This window comes from Sphingobium sp. Ant17, from assembly GCF_000588875.1.
Classification (GTDB): domain Bacteria; phylum Pseudomonadota; class Alphaproteobacteria; order Sphingomonadales; family Sphingomonadaceae; genus Sphingobium.
In genome coordinates this window covers 23,994-40,464 of the sequence record NZ_JEMV01000024.1, presented here as the reverse complement: position 1 = coordinate 40,464, position 16,471 = coordinate 23,994, and the positions used below count along the sequence as shown (strand labels likewise).

Annotated in this window: 17 protein-coding genes and 2 pseudogenes; 9 read left to right on the top strand and 10 right to left on the bottom strand. The window is 59.6% G+C overall.

Features of this window, described 5'->3' with window-relative positions; genetic code table 11:
- Position 1: 1 nt before the first annotated feature.
- The 4 genes and pseudogenes from BF95_RS29155 to BF95_RS26420 all read right to left on the bottom strand — a co-directional run.
- Positions 2-382, bottom strand: a complete 381-nt coding sequence (locus BF95_RS29155; RefSeq protein ID WP_043151696.1) for a hypothetical protein — start codon at positions 380-382, stop codon at positions 2-4.
- A gap of 12 nt (positions 383-394) precedes the next feature.
- Positions 395-1,093, bottom strand: coding sequence for a hypothetical protein (locus BF95_RS12360; protein WP_043151695.1), 699 nt, complete (start codon positions 1,091-1,093; stop codon positions 395-397).
- A 44-nt stretch (positions 1,094-1,137) separates the two neighbouring features.
- Entirely contained in the window at positions 1,138-1,800 is a 663-nt protein-coding gene (locus BF95_RS12355) for a hypothetical protein (protein WP_043151693.1), read from the bottom strand.
- A 176-nt stretch (positions 1,801-1,976) separates the two neighbouring features.
- Positions 1,977-2,546, bottom strand: a pseudogene (locus BF95_RS26420) (strawberry notch C-terminal domain-containing protein); the annotation flags it as partial.
- 46 nt (positions 2,547-2,592) lie between these two features.
- Between BF95_RS26420 and BF95_RS12345 the strand changes: the two are divergent.
- Positions 2,593-2,817: a hypothetical protein gene (locus tag BF95_RS12345; RefSeq protein WP_152542691.1), complete on the top strand. Its 225-nt coding sequence runs from the start codon at positions 2,593-2,595 to the stop codon at positions 2,815-2,817.
- Positions 2,817-3,737, top strand: a complete 921-nt coding sequence (locus BF95_RS12340; protein ID WP_043151692.1) for a nucleotidyltransferase and HEPN domain-containing protein — start codon at positions 2,817-2,819, stop codon at positions 3,735-3,737. The genes BF95_RS12345 and BF95_RS12340 overlap by 1 nt, the downstream gene beginning before the upstream one ends.
- 192 nt (positions 3,738-3,929) lie before the next feature.
- On the opposite strand, the gene BF95_RS12335 is transcribed toward BF95_RS12340, so the two are convergent.
- The 4 genes from BF95_RS12335 to BF95_RS12315 form a co-directional block, all read right to left on the bottom strand.
- Positions 3,930-6,098, bottom strand: a complete 2,169-nt coding sequence (locus tag BF95_RS12335) for a DEAD/DEAH box helicase (RefSeq protein WP_043151690.1) — start codon at positions 6,096-6,098, stop codon at positions 3,930-3,932.
- Positions 6,095-7,399: an ATP-binding protein gene (locus BF95_RS12330; RefSeq protein WP_043151689.1), complete on the bottom strand. Its 1,305-nt coding sequence runs from the start codon at positions 7,397-7,399 to the stop codon at positions 6,095-6,097. The genes BF95_RS12335 and BF95_RS12330 overlap by 4 nt, the downstream gene beginning before the upstream one ends.
- A complete protein-coding gene (locus BF95_RS12325) occupies positions 7,399-9,372 on the bottom strand; it encodes a tellurite resistance TerB family protein (protein WP_235209719.1) in 1,974 nt (657 codons plus the stop codon). Before BF95_RS12325 ends, BF95_RS12330 begins: the two co-directional genes overlap by 1 nt.
- A gap of 215 nt (positions 9,373-9,587) precedes the next feature.
- Entirely contained in the window at positions 9,588-10,652 is a 1,065-nt protein-coding gene (locus BF95_RS12315) for an XRE family transcriptional regulator (protein WP_043151729.1), read from the bottom strand.
- A 246-nt stretch (positions 10,653-10,898) separates the two neighbouring features.
- Here BF95_RS12315 and BF95_RS29150 point away from each other — a divergent pair, with 246 nt between their 5' ends.
- The 7 genes and pseudogenes from BF95_RS29150 (at position 10,899) to BF95_RS12290 (ending at position 14,464) form a co-directional block, all read left to right on the top strand.
- Positions 10,899-11,468, top strand: coding sequence for a nucleotidyltransferase domain-containing protein (locus tag BF95_RS29150; protein ID WP_235209712.1), 570 nt, complete (start codon positions 10,899-10,901; stop codon positions 11,466-11,468).
- Between the two features lie 2 nt (positions 11,469-11,470).
- Complete coding sequence (locus BF95_RS29145) at positions 11,471-11,800, top strand: hypothetical protein (RefSeq protein WP_235209711.1); 330 nt, start codon at positions 11,471-11,473, stop codon at positions 11,798-11,800.
- Positions 11,801-11,802: 2 nt separating this feature from the next.
- On the top strand, positions 11,803-12,297 hold the full coding sequence (locus BF95_RS12305; RefSeq protein WP_200866955.1) for an HORMA-1 domain-containing protein: 495 nt from the start codon (positions 11,803-11,805) through the stop codon (positions 12,295-12,297).
- A pseudogene (locus BF95_RS12300) lies at positions 12,294-13,189 on the top strand (AAA family ATPase). Before BF95_RS12305 ends, BF95_RS12300 begins: the two are co-directional and overlap by 4 nt.
- Positions 13,189-13,908, top strand: a complete 720-nt coding sequence (locus BF95_RS12295) for a hypothetical protein (protein ID WP_200866954.1) — start codon at positions 13,189-13,191, stop codon at positions 13,906-13,908. Before BF95_RS12300 ends, BF95_RS12295 begins: the two are co-directional and overlap by 1 nt.
- Complete coding sequence (locus tag BF95_RS30345) at positions 13,905-14,033, top strand: hypothetical protein (protein ID WP_268747167.1); 129 nt, start codon at positions 13,905-13,907, stop codon at positions 14,031-14,033. The genes BF95_RS12295 and BF95_RS30345 overlap by 4 nt, the downstream gene beginning before the upstream one ends.
- Before the next feature lie 44 nt (positions 14,034-14,077).
- Positions 14,078-14,464 carry a 3'-5' exonuclease gene (locus tag BF95_RS12290; RefSeq protein WP_235209710.1) on the top strand — a complete coding sequence of 129 codons (387 nt, stop codon included), beginning with the start codon at positions 14,078-14,080 and terminating at the stop codon, positions 14,462-14,464.
- Between the two features lie 355 nt (positions 14,465-14,819).
- Here BF95_RS12290 and BF95_RS29140 read toward each other — a convergent pair whose 3' ends face one another.
- Both BF95_RS29140 and BF95_RS29135 read right to left on the bottom strand, forming a co-directional pair.
- Complete coding sequence (locus BF95_RS29140; RefSeq protein ID WP_235209709.1) at positions 14,820-15,407, bottom strand: hypothetical protein; 588 nt, start codon at positions 15,405-15,407, stop codon at positions 14,820-14,822.
- Between the two features lie 32 nt (positions 15,408-15,439).
- The gene (locus BF95_RS29135; RefSeq protein WP_235209708.1) at positions 15,440-16,405 is read right to left on the bottom strand and encodes a hypothetical protein; all 966 of its coding nucleotides are present in this window, start codon (positions 16,403-16,405) and stop codon (positions 15,440-15,442) included.
- Positions 16,406-16,471: the final 66 nt, after the last annotated feature.

Here is a 16,471-nt window from a genome sequence, read left to right as displayed (position 1 = left end):
GTCAGAATAGGCTCAACTGTCGCGGCATCGATCGCTGCGATGCCCCTGGCTCGTGCGATGGCGGAACGGCGCCTTGCGATGGTGATGTCGGGCCGGTCGCGATGGTCGCGCGTTGGGCGGTCTCAGCCACGGGTTCACGACGTTGGCGAAGGGCGAACCGAGCGGTCCATCCCCCCAATATATGCGCCGGGGCGAACCAATGGTCCTGTATCTCGCCCGACAAGGCGTTTCCGACCATGAGATGGGCTGGAATATGAAGCAGTGAGAGTTGAACATAGGCCATGTGGATCGCTCGCGGATCGACATCGATCGCTGTCACATGAAGGTGCCGCTGATAATTATGCCCGTTATCGCGCATGGCCTCGACAAGCGCGATCACCATAGGAAATGGCGCTCAGGAAGCCCTTAGCCATTCGTAGAGCAGATGATCGTCAGGACCATATTGCGAGCCGATGGCGATCCGGATCAGACGGCCGTCGCAGGCGAAGGCAGAGGCCCTGGGAAAGGACAGGTAGGAACGACCTTCGAGGATCAGGTCGCCCGAGCGCACTTTGGTGATGTCGCGGGTCGTTCCAAGCAGTCGATGACCAGACGGCGCGTCCAGAAGCTTCAGCCGATCACCTGCTTTTACGCGCTTCTTGAACGCCGCCAGTGATAGGACCGTATCGACGGGATTGCGGATACCCTGACGTTTTGCCAATGCCGCCCAATAGGCCTGGCCGATGCGGACCTCACCGTAGAAACTGCATGACCAGAAATCCTGCAAGGGATTGGTCCGCGTGAACCCGAACCGTTCCATCTGATCCCGCACCTTGCCGATGAAGGCGTCCTGCGCTTCACGGCCGGTGAGGTCGTCAGGTGTATCGAGGATTTCCGCGATGACTTTGCGTCCGCCCGCAAATGCCTCGGTGCGGATCGCAAAGCTGGTGCCGGTAAAATGCTGGGCGAGGTGGCGATCGATCCGGGAGGCAAGCGATGGCAACGCTTCGCCGGCGCGATAGAGATCGCCTTCATAATGGAAATTGCCGCGTTCGTCATGGTCAGTCTGGCTATACAGGCGCGCGGACGCGCCCGGCGCGTTAGCGTCGGTCATGATGTCATCCTTATGGTTCGATCAGATTTGGAGGGGCGAGTGCGTCAGGCCGGCGGCATTTCCATTGAGGCAGGCTCGCTGTGGTCTGCTTCATTTCGGGCAAGAGCCCAGTCGAGATAGCCAAGACGCGTGTCGCCGTTGGCGACCTCGGCCTGCCAATCGGCCGAGGGATATTGTGGATAGTCGATCCATGGATCAGGCGGCTCCGCCGGTGGCGCCACTGCAGATCGGACCAAACGGCGCGCCAGCTCTTCCTGGGTGCTGGCAAATTCGACATGATCGGCAAATATCGCGCACCATCCTCCACCAAAACTGTCGCGACGTGGGCGCGAACAGCCATAGCTCCAGTCGAACCCAACAGGCGCGGTCTGCAAGCTCTCCTGGCAACAGCGCCGGATGAGTTCAGCAATCGGACCAGGCTGGAAGTAGGTCGTGCCATAGATGGCGACGATGCACTCGGCTGCACCCGCAATCTCGATCTCAGCCCCGAAATGCGGGAAGTCCGGATCATCGAAGATTTCAAGCAAGCCGTTGAACGGATTGGCGAGATCGGTCGGCATCAAGGCGGCGAGGAATTCAGCGCTCGGTTCCCCCGGGGCAAAATCACCCAACAGGTCGGACGCGTGCTGCCACGCCTCCTCGATCAACGCAGCTTCACGTGCCATGCAGGTGAAGGCGAAGGAAGCTTGAACATAATGGTCAGCCATGGACCGGCTCCATCATTGCTTCATCGATTGGTTCTTCATCGATGAGCACCAGCGGCGGCGGGTTCTGGCGTGCAAGCTGGTAGTCATTTTCGATTGCCACGATGCTTCCCAGTTCCCTAATGCTTTCGATCGAAAAGAGCTGCTGGTCATCTTCAGTCGTCAGATAGCGTCGCGGTTCCCGGCCATGTCGGCATGCACAGTGCGACCCGGCCGGACCGGGCATTGCGGAGCCAGACAATATTGTCCGTGTTCTTGCAAATAAGCTGCAACGCGGCCCAGTTGGTGATCGATGGCCGCCGGTGCAGTTCCAGACGCAAAAGCCGTGTCTCGGCGCCGATTACAGGATCGGTGCGCAGCAGCCGGTCGGAAAGCAGAACCACTTTCTCGGCGCGGATGGTTTCAATGCCCAGGTCAAGCGTGCCGGCAGCGCGCGCCGCTTCGACGCGGTCCTCGACCAACCCCAGAAACTCCTCGAATATGCTATTCTGCGTTGCGATCCGGAGTGCCAATATGCGGTTGAGCCAGCGATGAATGGGCGGCAGACGTTCCAGAAGTTCCCCGCCTTCGTGGCAAAGCTCAAGGCCCGTCATCTCCTGGAAATCAGCGAGCGAGACGCTGCGGAGTTTGCCCTCATAGAGGAGATGGAACCATTGAACGAGCGCATCGTGGGCATAGTCGGATTCCAGATTGTCGGAAGGATCGAACAGGTTTTGCGATCCGGTCTGGCGTTGCCCCCTGGTCAATCCCGCAACGCCGGGTTCTCCAGCCGAGGTCGCGACGATCATGGCCCAGATGTGTAGGCTTCCTGGTCACAGTTTCTGGCCGGACGATATCAGCCTGCTGACCGCAGACCATGTCGATGCAAGCCAGATCCTGACGTCAGCGCAGGTGACCGACACCTATCTCCTTGCCCTTGCGGTCGCCAACAGAGGCAAGCTCGCGACGTTCGACCGCCGCCTGACGCCAAACGGGGTGGCCGGGGGCAAGGACGCGATCCACCTCATTGGACATCAGTGATGCGTACCGACCTTGACCACCTCCCAGCAGCCAAGCAGCGCGAACTCGAAGAGGTTGTGCGCATCTTGTTCGCCGAGTTTCGGGAGGCAACCGAGAATGCGACCGGCCGCAAGAAGTCGGCCCGCATCCTCAAGATCATCCTGTTCGGTTCCTATGCCCGGGGCGATTGGATCGATGCGCCCTTCGATGCCAATCAGTATAAATCCGACATGGATATCCTGGTCATCGTCAACCAGAAGGAACTGGCCGACGTCGCGGCCTATTGGTCGGTCGCAGAGCAGCGCCTCATCGACGCCTATCTGATCGAGAAGCGCATCAATACGCCAGTGCATTTCATCGTCCACTCACTCCAGCAAGTGAACCAGGGCCTCAGCCATGGCCGGGTCTTCTTCATGGAAATCGCCGAACAGGGCATCGCCCTCTACGAGGCCGACGATCGCGAACTGGCCAAGCCCAAGCCCAAGACGCCGTCGGAAGCAGCAACAGCCGCGCAGGACTATTTCGACGAATATTTTCCTGATGCGATGAGTAATTTTGAGCTGGCCAAAGTGGCAATCGAGCGAGACTTCAAAAAGCAAGCGGCCTTCTTACTCCATCGTACAGCCGAAGCTCTCTATCAGGCTATCCTTTTAACGCTGACATTTTACACCCCGTACGATCACAATATCGCCTTCCTCCGACTACAGGCCGAAGGTAGAAACCCCGCGCTTTTCGATGTTTGGCCTCGGGGCTTACGCAAGGAACGCGCAATGTTTCAGAAGCTGAAGGACGCCTATGTGAAGGCGCGCTATTCTAAGCATTATCAGATCGATCTGGAAGAACTGAACTGGCTGGCTGAGAGGGTAGAGATCCTCGGCCGGATGACACATTCCATATGCACAGCCCATGTCGCGAAACTTCGCGAAAAGGCAGCCCATTGACGCTCTTAGACTGTTATCTGCGCAAAGAATTCTACAGCGGAATGACCAAGGATGGGACATTCGCGACAGTCAGGTTCCGAGCACTGATAATGGGATAACGGACATTCCGGCTTGGAAATACCGATCGCCGCTGCCGCCAACAAAGCCGCCATTCAATCCGCTAGAACACGATCCCTGATAGCGGCCTTTCGTTCACCTCAGGATTGAGCGGGAAAGTTCAGCCAATCCGTCAGGGTCTAACCGCGCTGAAAGCGCATCTTTCTGCAGCAACCCTTCGGTAAGGTGGGGATGGAACTTCTCAAATAGCAGGTTCGGCGAATGGCCGAACAGATCTAAAGGCTTGCCGCTCGCCATTGCTGAAAGCGCCTCGATGAGCGGAGGCGTTTCGTCGTTTCCAAAGACTTCAAGTAAGCCATCGTGTGTCTGAATCGTAAATCCGCTAGCGCGCAGGGCAAGGGCCAGCGTTGTGGTACGAACCGAGCCTGTTTTCGTGGCGAGGACTGCGGCCTTGTCGCCAAGATGCGCAATGCGACCAGGGTCGAAGCACAGGTGGGCGTATTGACATTGAGCTTCCTCAAGTAATTCCAGCGCTGTTGCATCCATGTAAATCGGGCGGTGGCGGCTCTCGAGTATATCGAACATTCTTTCGATCACCCGGTCATGGATATTCCCCGGGTCCCCCCCGAAAAGCGGGGGGACCCCGGCTTTGGCCGGTGAAACCATGATGATGCGGTCTCGGTCGAGGACCTCCAGGATCAGCCAGCGGCGTCCTGAGAAGATGAGCAGCATTCCCGGAGTTATCAGATTGTCGATTGGCAAGGTGCCAAGCTCCTTCCCCCCGGATATCAGGCGGTACTCCTCGGGCGTCTGGAAGACCGCATAGAAGCTGTAATGCTCGACCAGCCTCTCGCCCTTTGCGCCGAGGAGCAGCAAGCCATCGTCGGCCTGCTCGATCAGCGCTGTTTCAGGCTGGCCGAGCGCCCGCAGGACATCGAGAAAGAGTTGGGTGTCGACCTGTCGAAACGGTCCCTTCTGGCACAGCATTCCGTAAAGCTGTTGTGCGCGAACGCCGCCGCGCTCCGCGATCACCGACAGAATCTGATGGACAAGCGTCGAGAGGTGCAGCGCGCCGCGCTGTGGCGGCTCGCACCAGCCTTCCAGCAGCAGTTCGATCATCGCAGTGGCCCGCACCAGGCCAAGGCGCAATCGGTCGGAAAAGTTGCTCGTCGGGGTCAGCTTTGCCTCGACGACATATTGCCTGAGAATGGCAGGCTTGCCCGGGCGTCGCCCTGACCGGCCCAGCCTCTGCCGGAGCGAGGCCACGCTGAAAGGGGCGCCGATTTGCCCGACACAGGTCACATCACCGATGTCGATACCGAGTTCAAGCGTCGAAGTGCAGATCGCCGTGGTTGGCGCATTGCCATCCTTCAGCCGCCGTTCCACGAAATCGCGATGGTCGCGGGATAGGCTCGCATGATGGGGGTAGAATTCCTGCGGCAGATGCTCCTTCTCGCACAAGGTCCGCAATCGATCCGAATAGATTTCGACTGTCTGGCGCGCGCCTGCAAACACCAGATTGTCACTGCCCCTGAGATGTCCGAAGAGATGAAGGGAAATGGCGTCGGTTGCCGATGGTGCATCGTCATCCTTGTCCCCGGCCACATAGCCGCGCAACTGGAGTTGCAGCTCCGCCGAACCGCTTGTGGCGATCACTGTCTCGACGTTCTCGGGATTGTCTGGGCGGAGATAGGCCTTTGCCAGTTCCATGTCCCCGAGCGTAGCCGAGAGACCGACACGGCGGATCGGGCGGTTTAGTGACTGCTCGAGGCGCGCGAGCAGCGAGCGCATCTGAATGCCGCGCTCACTGTCGAGCACGGAATGCAGTTCGTCAAGGATCACCGCTCGTGTCGCGCCGAACAGTCGCGGTATCTCCAGTCCTCGGCGAATGAAGAGGGCTTCGAGCGATTCCGGCGTGATCAGCAGTACGCCTCTGGGATGCCTAAGGGCACGGGCTTTGACCGAAGATGGTACGTCGCCGTGCCAGGGGATGACCGGTAGTTCGGTCTCGCGGCAGACATCGTCCAGCCGCCGCGCTTGATCAGTGATGAGCGCCTTCAACGGTGCGACATAGAGAATGTCAAAGCCAGAGAGTTCGGATGGATCATTGAACACTTGAGAAAGCAGCGGAAGAAACGCGGCCTCGGTCTTTCCGCCTGCCGTGCTGGCGGCAACGATGAGGTCAGCGTCACTGTCCATGAGCACGTGCGTTGCGCGTGCTTGGATATCGCGCAGTTCACGCCAGTCCTGCTCGCGAATCCACTTCTGGATCGGTCTGGCAAGCTTGTCGAAGGCGGTGCTCACAGCCGGAAGCTGGCAAGCTCATCCGCCGCTGGAGCCGCGCCGACAGTCTCATCGACATCGCTCATATCGTCACCATCATCCTGGGTGACGTCGAGCGTGCCGATGAGATCGGACCATTCAACACCGGGGTTTTGCTCGAGAACCGCGAGGAGGTTCACAAAGGCGGTAACGGTGTTGCGTGGTGTCCGGAAATAGGCCTCGCCGATCCTGTCCGAGCAATGGACCATAAACGCCTCCAGGGCATCATCCGGCAGACACGCGCCTTCGCACTGCATAACGGCGCGGATATTGGCTAGCAGCACGAACAGATCTTCAGGCGTCAGGCTCGCAAGGCGAATGACGGGGCCGGAGAGGTCCACGAGACCCTCGCGGGCGAAGCTGTTCTCGGCCAGACGCGATTGCAACGCTTCATAGCTGTAGAGTCCACGGCGGGTGTTCATCAGGAATTCGGGCGTTCCGCCCATGAGGAAACCGAGATTTTCCGCACTACCCTGCAGGACGTCATTCAAAATGCGCAGGATCTGCTCGTAATTGGCGTTGCGTGCCTGCGATGAGGTCAATTTGTAGAGGTTGACCATCTCGTCGAGACCAACGAGCAGCCCCTTATAACCCGCTTCGCAAACAAACGCCGACATCAGCTTCAGCTGGTCGTAGACGCTGGCGTCATCGACGATCGTGCGAACCCCAAGAGCCTTGCGCGCGTCGGTTCTGGTGGCGAATTCCCCGCGCAGCCAGCGGATCGCGGCCGACTTGAGTTCTTCGTCACCTGTTTCTTGCCCTTCCCAATAGCGGCGTATGACCTGCGCGAAGTCGAAGCCTCCGGTCAGTTCCTCAAAATGGGCCAGGCGCTGGCGAATGATGTCTACCGTCGGCTGGTCTTTCGCCTCGGCATCGTGCTGGGCCTGGCTGACGAAACGCTCGACGACATTGGTAAGCGCGCCGCCATCCGGCTTGGTTCTCGTCGCGAGATTCCGCGCCATTTCGGCATACAGGCCCCGCGCCTGGCCGCCTGTGGCATGGATCCTCCGGTCAGGAGCCAGATCGGCAAACATCACGACCAGCCCCTTTTCCAGCGCCACAAGGCGTATGAGATTCATGAAGAAGGTCTTGCCCGACCCATATTCGCCAATGATGAACCGGATCGCGGAACCTCCGTCGGCGATCCGGTCCATATCCTTGACGAGTTCCTCAATCTCACGAGCGCGACCGACCTGAATGTGACGAAGCCCCAGCTTCGGAACCACGCCCGCGCGCAATGCCTGAACGATCGCATCACGCTCGCGCGGCTTCAATTTCGACATCAACTATCCTCCTTCGCCATTTCGGCCCGCAACGCTCCCGCGATATCCGGCGACACGTCATAGCCATCATATTCGTCAAGCAACGCTTCTTCGAACTTCTGGAAGGCCCACTCATTGATAGCTTCCAGAGCGCCGGACGGCAGCAGGCCCTGTTCTCCGGCGATGTCAGCGAAGCCTCGCAGCGTCCAATGGTCGCGCTGGATGAGAAGTGTCACCAGATCCGCATGTTTGCTGTCGAGGCCTGGCAATGCCGTTGGAAGCGCATGTTCGCGCGGCGCCCCGTCGCCCGCATCGTCGTCTGCTGCGAATATCTCGCCCAGGACATTCGAAACGCGCTCGGTATCGCTGCGGATCGCAGCGATGCGCGCCGCATTGAGCGCACCGCCCCTTGATTGAGGTTCGGCAGGAATTCGTTCGCCTGGCGCCTCCGGTTCGGCTGCCCTGACCCGTACCGGTCCATCGGGGGCATCGCCAGCATGAAGATCTGCATATACGAGGCCAGCATCGATCCCCAACGCCTTGTAGATCTTCTCGATGCAAGCGACCTCCTCGGATCGGATGATGCTATCGGCATGGGCAATCACGACAACCGCCGCACGCAGCGTGAGATGGTGCTCGGCATCCACTTCCTTCAATCTGCTGCGCAGCCACGACATGTCAGGAGCAACCTCCAGATACCAAGTCAGATTGGCATGGAGACGCTTTCTCTCGGGATCGCCGATGCCGCTGATCGCTTCGACCTTATCGCGCAATGCTCGGCGTTCCGCTTCGACGATCTTGCTGTCCGAATGTGCAACGAAGGTCGCCAACGCCAGTTCGAACAAGGCCGCACGATAGGCAGGCGAGACTGTTTCGAGTTGCTCGACCGTCTCGCCGAGATCGAACATCACGACCGGTTCGTCGATCCTGGGCGCGCGCAGCGAGAATCTCGGATCGGGCGCCATGCCGAAGCCGATGCGGGCGAGCGCATCGGCCGCGCCGGTTAACTGGCGTTTGCCAAGCTTCTCGGGAGAACTGCCCTCCAGACGAGAAACCACCTCGAGCGCCGGGACGAGACCGCCAGCTGCCACTCGCTCACGCGCCCATTCCCTGAGGCCTTCCAACTCTGCGGAAGGGAACAATCCCCACAATCGGGCAGGAAGCAGCGCCTGTGCCTCAATCGATCCCCTGCCGTCCGCATTGCGCCCAAGGTAGCGGCTGAACTTATCGAGCTCATCCATCGCCTCATCCGCAATCTTCTGCGCTTTCTGGATGGGCGAGCGAAGATCGGAGACGTCGGGGACTGCGATGTCTTTGCCTTCGCCCGCTGTGAGATTGACAGAACAACTGAATTCGCTCGACGCGGCGCGGTAGTTCATCGCGAGCTGCTTGCGCGGCGTTCGCACCTTCAGGCCATCGGGATAGAGTGCGTTGAACTTCAATCTGAAGAGCGCCTTGAACTCTTCGCTGCAGCGTTCAGCCGGCGTGCGAAGGCGGCGCTCTGGATGGCACATCAGCCAAAGATGCAGCCATTCCGCATCGAACGCCTTCCCTTCGGCAATCATTCCCCCGAGCGCAAATTTCAGGGAAAAGGGCAGCTCCCAGCTGCGATTGTCGAGGATGGACTGCTTGAGTGCCGGATCATCCAACGACAGCCCGCCCATCGCCATGATGCGGGCAATGTCCAGAAACTCGCCAAGATATCTCTGCACCGAATAGTTCTGGGCAAAGACGGCCTTGAGACGCTCCACCTCGGCAACGATCTCCCGTTTTTCGTCTTCTGGTGGCTGGTCGACCAGAAAGCGGCGCTCCAGGCCGTAGAAGAAGAGGAACATATAGCCGGGATTGACGGTCGCATCGCGGCGGCCACCGGCCAGCCAGTCGAGATAGGTGGCCCGGCACACGGCCGGAATGTTCGAATATCCGGGCCAGTATGACATACCATCGCCATTGCTGTCGGACCCGGATGACGCGACCGATAGGGACGGATCGATATGACGCCGGTCGCGCGCCGCAGTTCGGAAACTGTAAGTTCCTCGACGCGCAGCCCGAGCGCCATCAGCCTGTCTCCGAGTTCCCCTTCCAGTTCGCGGATGTAAAGGAGATCAGGCACCGCGAACTCAAACGGCAGCAGGAACATCTCATCGAGAAGGTCCGCCCGTTCGAGGTCGATGATGACCGAAGTGTCGGAAACCAGAACCGTCACGGATCAGGCCGCCACCTGATCCAGTCGTCGATCGAGTTCGCGCACGGAAATGCCGAGTAGCTCGGCGGCCCGCGACTCTCCGATCACGCCTTCGGCCAAGGCCCGAAAGCATAGGCGCTCGAAACGACGAGGTTCTTCCAGTTCCGGCTTCATGCTTTCCGGTTCCTCGAATGGTGAGGTCCGCCAGCCACGCTCCGCAAAAACCTTGAACAGACGGGCGCAGGCCGCCTGGTTGATGATGCCAAGATCCTTGCAGCGATACGCCAGGGCCTGGATGCTGACACCGAACAGTCGCTTGAGCGCCACCAGTTCGCCGATGCTGATCGAGGATCGATGGGCGCCCACTTCGGCACGGAGCACGTCCGCCGGCATCAGAAACGCGCCAGCGAAGCGATGTGCGGCCTTCTCCTCGTCGACACCGCCAGAGGGAGCGATGACCATATGACCAAGCTCATGCGCCAGATTGAAGCGCTTGCGTTCCGACCAGGAGCTCTGCTTGATGACAATGACGCGCGCCGCATCGCTGCCCTTGCGCCGGACCTTGGCGGCAAGCCCGTCCACATCATCAAGATCGAGTGAGAGCACCTTGATGCCGCGCTCTTCGAGCAGCTCCGCGAGTTGCGGGATGGGGTCGTTACCCAGCCCCCAATCGTCCCGAACGGAACGGGCCGCATCTTCCGCATCCCGAATATCTGACACGGGATGCGGCGCGCTTCGCGGCTGTTCCCATTCGACGCTGCGCATCTGGAGCATGTCCTCGACCGCGAGATAGCGTTCAAGCATGTGAATGGCGCGCGCTTCGAGCGTGGCTTCCTCACGGGACGACGTGCCGACCTTCTTACGAAAATCCACGCCTTCCAGCGACAGCTCGTCCTCGTTCAGTAGATATTCCTCGGAGACAGAGAGCGCTTTCGCAAGGGCGATCAGTACGCGAGAACTCGGCATATCTTCGTTGCGTTCATACTTGCCGACGGCCTGAGCGGAGACGATGCTGCCCATGGCATCGGCAAGCGCCCGTAGCGACATGCCGGATGCCGACCTCGCGACCTTTAGCTTGTTTCCGATCATGATGGCCTCCTTGACGACCGCAACAGGTCGGTTTCCATAAATGCGATATAGGAACACTTTTGTAAACCAAAACCTCTTGAAAAGCGGTAAACAGCACCCAGATTAGGCTTAATGCTGCGCTAACCCGGATTTCTGTAAACCGGAGCGTGTTGCAAGGGGCCGGTCCCATTCCGGTTGAGAATGCAAACCGGAAAGGGTGGGGCGATGGCTTTGAGTAACACGGAATTGCGATACTATGACAGCAATGTGCTGCGCTTGCCCGCGGATAAGCGGAAAGAGTATCACGCGCAGGTTGATCGGCTGATCACCGAGCTGTGCAAGAGTGTCCGCGACAAAACCGAAATCAAGATCACCAAGGTCGTGAAAGCGGGGTCGTTCGCGAAATACACGATTCTTCGCAAGACGGCGTCCGATCCGGTAGACGTCGACGTGGTGTTCTACATCACTGGCCGCGACGTGACCAAGGAAACCCTCGATAGCCTCAGCGCCACGATCTACAATCTGTTGATCAAGATTTATCCGACCAAATCGGTCGAGGATTTCGAGATTCAGCGCAAGGCCGCCACGGTGAAATTTGTTGGTTCGGGGCTCAGCGTCGACATCGTGCCGGTGATCGAAGATGCGACGCGGGCAGGCTATGGCTGGCAGTATGACATCCATGACGGCTCGAAGGTCCAGACCTGCGCGCGTGCCAGATTCAGTTCGTTCGCGATCGCAAGAATCAGGACGGCGATTTCCGCACCCTGGTCCGAATGGCGAAGAAGTGGCGCAACTATGCGGAGATCAAGCCGCTCAAGTCTTTCGCCATTGAACTGATCATGGCGCATGTTCTGGCAACGCAGGGCAAGGCGGGCAGCGTCGAGCAGCGCTTCCGCAACTTCCTTCTCTATATCGCCCAATCGGGCCTCAAAGACCAGATCAGCTTCCCTGAGAACACCGCACCGTTCGGGTCATTTTCGGACCCGGTCGTGATCCTCGATCCGGTCTACAGCCTCAACAATGTGACCAGCCGGATTTCGGAGGCTGAGCGCAAGGAGATCGTCGCTGCGGCCCAGGAAGCGTGGGAGACTGCGAACTTCGCTTCCGCTGAAAATGACAATGGGGTCTGGAAGGAACTCTTCGGTCCCGGCTTCAAGGTGGAGGATTGACCATGAGCCAGACGCGAACCGCATCCGCCACCTATACGACGACCGATGTTGAGAATGTCGTGCGGCGGGTGAAGGCAGATCTCACGATGATCGCCGACAGCACCGGCACATGGACGGCTGCGGAAGCGGCCAACTATGCCCATGACATCGAGGTGCTGGCCAAGGCAGGGTATCTCGCCTGGGTCGATCTCACCTTGCTCCAATACGGGGTCGAGAAGAAGGCCGTCCGCTTCAATGTCGACACCGATGCCGGCGGCCTGACCACGAGCCGCCCCGGCGGCGTGCTCTGGCCCCGCCTGTCGGGTGCGACGCTGCGGATCGTCATCAGCTACACCCCTGCCTATACCGACGAAGCTCGCCGGGCCACCAGCGGCAAGCTGAAGATTGGTTGGACCACGTCATATGACGACACTAGCCATTCCAGCCTGAGTTCGTCGGGTGGGCGCAACTATGTCAGCAGTGCCTATGGCATGCAGCGCAAGGATTGGGCCGCATGAGCCAGCCGAGTATCTTCGATAGCGAAGTCGCGCTCCCCAGCGATGTGCTGGCTGCGCGCGAGAAGCGGTTGTTGGGGTTCGATGTCCGTTACACCCGCGTTCACGACCAACTCCGCCTATTGCTTAACGTCAGCGCCCTGGGCGACTGGAACCGTCAAAAGCATGGCGGCAAGCTTGCCCTGTGCGATCTGGTCGCCGAGCAATATCCGCTGGTGATTTTCCACGGGGACGTCGGCACCGGCAAGACGGCGACGGCGGAATGTATCGCCAACCGCCTTGTCGCGGAGTCGAGAAGTTCGGATTCGATGCTGTTCAAGCTGTCGAACCGGGTACGCGGCAATGGCATGGTCGGCGAAATGGGGAGCCTCATCACCGAGGCCTTCCACAAGGTCGTCCAGGCGGCGGGTAAGAGCCGGCGCGCGATCCTCATCATCGATGAAGGCGACAGCTCGGCGCTTCCCGATCGCAGGATCACAGCCATCATGAAGACAAGGTGGCTGTCAACACGCTCATTCAGGGCGTGGATGACCTGCGCCAATATGGCGGCCGGATCGTTGTGATTCTGTGCACCAACCGTCTGTCCGTTCTCGACGCCGCGCTGCGGCGCCGTGCCGCCATCATCGAGGAGTTCCGCCGCCCATCGGACCAGGAGCGCGGGCAACTCTTCCAGATGGATCTGGCCGGCCTTGATGCGGGGGCGGCCCAGATTGCCCAACTGGTGCGGGCGACGGCCGCACAGGAGGGGCGCCCGCCCTGGACCTATTCCGATATCCGCACGCGGCTCTATCCAACGGCGCTGGCCCAGGCCTATCCGGATCGCGCCTTGTGTTTCGACGATCTGCTTTCGGTTGCCGCGACGCTTCATGCTTCGCCTGTCATGGAGGACAAGTGATGGCGCGCTCCCCGCTGTTCGGACGCCGCATCCATATCTCTGGCAGCGTGGCCAAGCCGATCGTGCCGCTCAACCTCCCGCTCTGCGCTGAGACGAAGGGCGCGCGGCGGCTCTACAATTTTGGTCTGGCCAGCAGTCAGACCCGCCGCCTGTTCCAGATTGCGGACGATGGCGATGCTCATGACTGGATCAACCGGGTCGGCTTTCCAAGCCGGCAGAAGATCCCGGACCGCATAGCGGCACTGGTCGATCTGTTAGAGGCGTTGGAACGACCAAAAGCGTTCGCGGTCCGACTGCTTAATCCTGATCTCGACGATTATGAAGATGTGCAGACCTTTTTCGATCTGGTTGTAAAGCCGGTTATCGAGGATGAACTGGGCTATCGCCTGGTCATCATCGACGGACGGCAAGCCTATGAGCATGCCCGCATCGATCAGGAGATATTCGCCAAGCTGCACCGCAGCAGCATCGTCCTGGCCGACATCACTGGAGCGCGGCCCAACTGCTTCCTGGAACTGGGCTATGCCCTTGGTCGCTGCCTGCCCACCATGGTCATGGTGCGTGAAGGTGCCAGCCTGCCGTTCGACATCACAACCTTCTCCGGTCTCCACTGGAAGGTCAGCGGTAGCGCAGAGGATCGCAAGCGTGCTTTTCGCGAGCATTGGAATGCGATCCGCAATCGTCCCTCTCTCGTGCCGACGGAGCCACTGATCTCATGAGCGACAAGCGCGAGATATTCGTATCGGTGGACGTGGAAACGGCGGGACCGATCCCCGGCGAATACAGCCTGCTTTCGATCGGCGCCTGCTCGGTCTTTGCACCGGAAGAGGCGTTTTGCCTGTGAACTGAAGCCGGTCGGCGATAAAGTTCGATCCCAAGGCTCTCGAAGTGACCGGGCTCTCGCTGGAGACGCTGGCGCAGACCGGGGATGATCCCCGCCTAGCCATGAAGAAATTCGCGCAATGGCTGGGTGATCTGGGCGGCGATGATGCGACCGTCATATTCGTCGGATTCAACGCTCCCTTCGACTGGTCGTTTATCAATTACTATTTCCATCGCTTCCTCGGGGAGAACCCGTTCGGCTTCACTGCGCTCGATATCAAAGCGATGTATATGGGAGCTACGGGCTGTTCCTGGGCGGACACCCGGTCGAGCCGGATCGCGCAGAAAGTATCGCCGACCCTCACCGGCACCCACGATGCCTTGGCCGATGCTCGCTATCAGGCGGAGATATTCCGGTTGATCCAAGCAAAGCTTGTACTTCAAGGGAAATGAGATCCAAAGTTTGACCTGTACAAATGCGAAAGGGGCTTAAGTCATGCTTCTTGGCTGCAAGATTGCGCGATACTGCTGTCTTCTTCCGCACTAAGTGCGGCGCGCCCTCTAGTTGAACGAACGACCGCTCCAGCCAGTTTGCCGCCGGGAAGCGGACTTGCCGGATCGTCCAACCTTTCGGACGTGGAGAAGCCGACAATCGCACGTTGGCCTATGTCCGCTTACCGGGAATGAAAAAGCGATCGGGAAGGACCACAAAGGGTCGACGGCGGGACGTCAGCTACGCGCCCTAGCCGGTTGTAAGAGATTCCCAATAGCCGACCAGCAGGTTCCGCATGGCGTATCCGGCGCCGAATTAATTCGCTGATGATGCCCGGGCAGCTTCCGCCGTTTGCACGGCGATGAAGCGCGCTAGTGGAATCTCGCTCAGAGGTCGTTCCGAAGCCATCTCACGAGCGACGAGCGCCATTTCGATCCAATCTGAACCGTGGCCGTCACCTCGCTGTGCGAATGCACTCCAAGCGACGACATTGGCCCAATAGGCCCGCTTCGGTTCCAGCACCGTCTCGATAATCGCAACGATCCGGTCTTCGATCTTGCGCTTGCCTTTGATCGCTGCGGCAACGTCGTCGCCATTCTCAAACCAGGAATCGAGCTGAGGGTTAGTCGCCAGCCACCGGCCCGAGGCGCGCACTGCCCTGTCTACCGCCTTGGCATCGGTTACAGCTGCGTCGGCGCCCGTAAGCATCGAGGCAACAAGATCATCCACCGAGACAAATTTGGGCGCGACATCCGAAAGCCCGATAAGCATGATAGCCTGAACGAGGCCAAACGGTGGTGTTGAGTCATGCGGGCCGTCCGCCAGGGCGCTGCTCAGGATTAAGGCTGTATCTTCGGCTGTCGTTTCATGGACCGACATCTCGGACGCCATATGGTCAAGCATGTCTTCGATCTCGAGCCTGCTTAGCGAGCCCGCTACCCAGCGTCTCGCACACCATGGCCCTGTTTGATCAGTATCGATACAAGCGCGTTCTTTCTGCCCTGCTTGATCGCTGCGAATATGCTTTGGGCTCCCGCTCCATCGCGCTCGGATATCAGAAGTTCCCTGACCTGAATTGCAGGGCGCTTGTCCGGCACCGATCCGACAGTGCGCGCAGATCTGATGATCGCGTCGATCGCACGACGCCGATCTTCCGACACCCAGTTGCGGATCAGCATGAGGTTCGTAACCGACGTTGCTGTTACAAGCCCTCGTCCGGCGGTCTCTTCGATCATGGAGGCTAACGGCGTAGCGATCGCAGGGTCTGCCAGAAGCCAACCGATAGCGGCCTCGCGCAGACTGGAATCGTCGGCGAGGACGAGTCCTTCCAACAGACTGAGTTGCAGCCCGGGAGGCATGGCTGCCATCAACTCAGCGAACTGGCTCTGGATCAGGAAGGGATCGCCCTCACAGGCTTTCACCAAGTCCTTCAACATCTCGTCAACATCGGGCGTCGGGAGACTATGCTGGCCCGCTCCGGTCTGGGTCATCGCATGATCCATTGCGCTGCGTATATCCTCCCCCACCTCGATTCCAGCCCGTGAAAACGCAGAGACAAGGGCCATCGCTGCCGTCGGCACGAGCTTGCCAATACGCATCTGCTGAGCGATCGCTGCCCTGACATTCTCTATGGCCATCGTCGCATGGCCGTTGCCGGCTTCGCTTCGCTGACGAAGGTGCTCGAGAGTCTGGCCAAGCATGAACGAATATGCGTGATGCATCGTGGCGTCAGGGCGCTTCTTGCGCCCTTCGGCACCGGTGAGGTCGACGATCAGCAGTAAGGCTTCGGGTTGCGCCGCTAACATATCTCCGACGCTGTGGGCTCGGGGCGACAGTTCGCCCGAGCGGATATCGTCCCGAACCAGGCGTGCAATCTGCTGGATGGCGGCACGTGGCGTCACGATTGATGTTCCTTTCTCGCACAGCGATTGCGTGACCGGTACAAATAGCGGCGGCGCGACGACAAC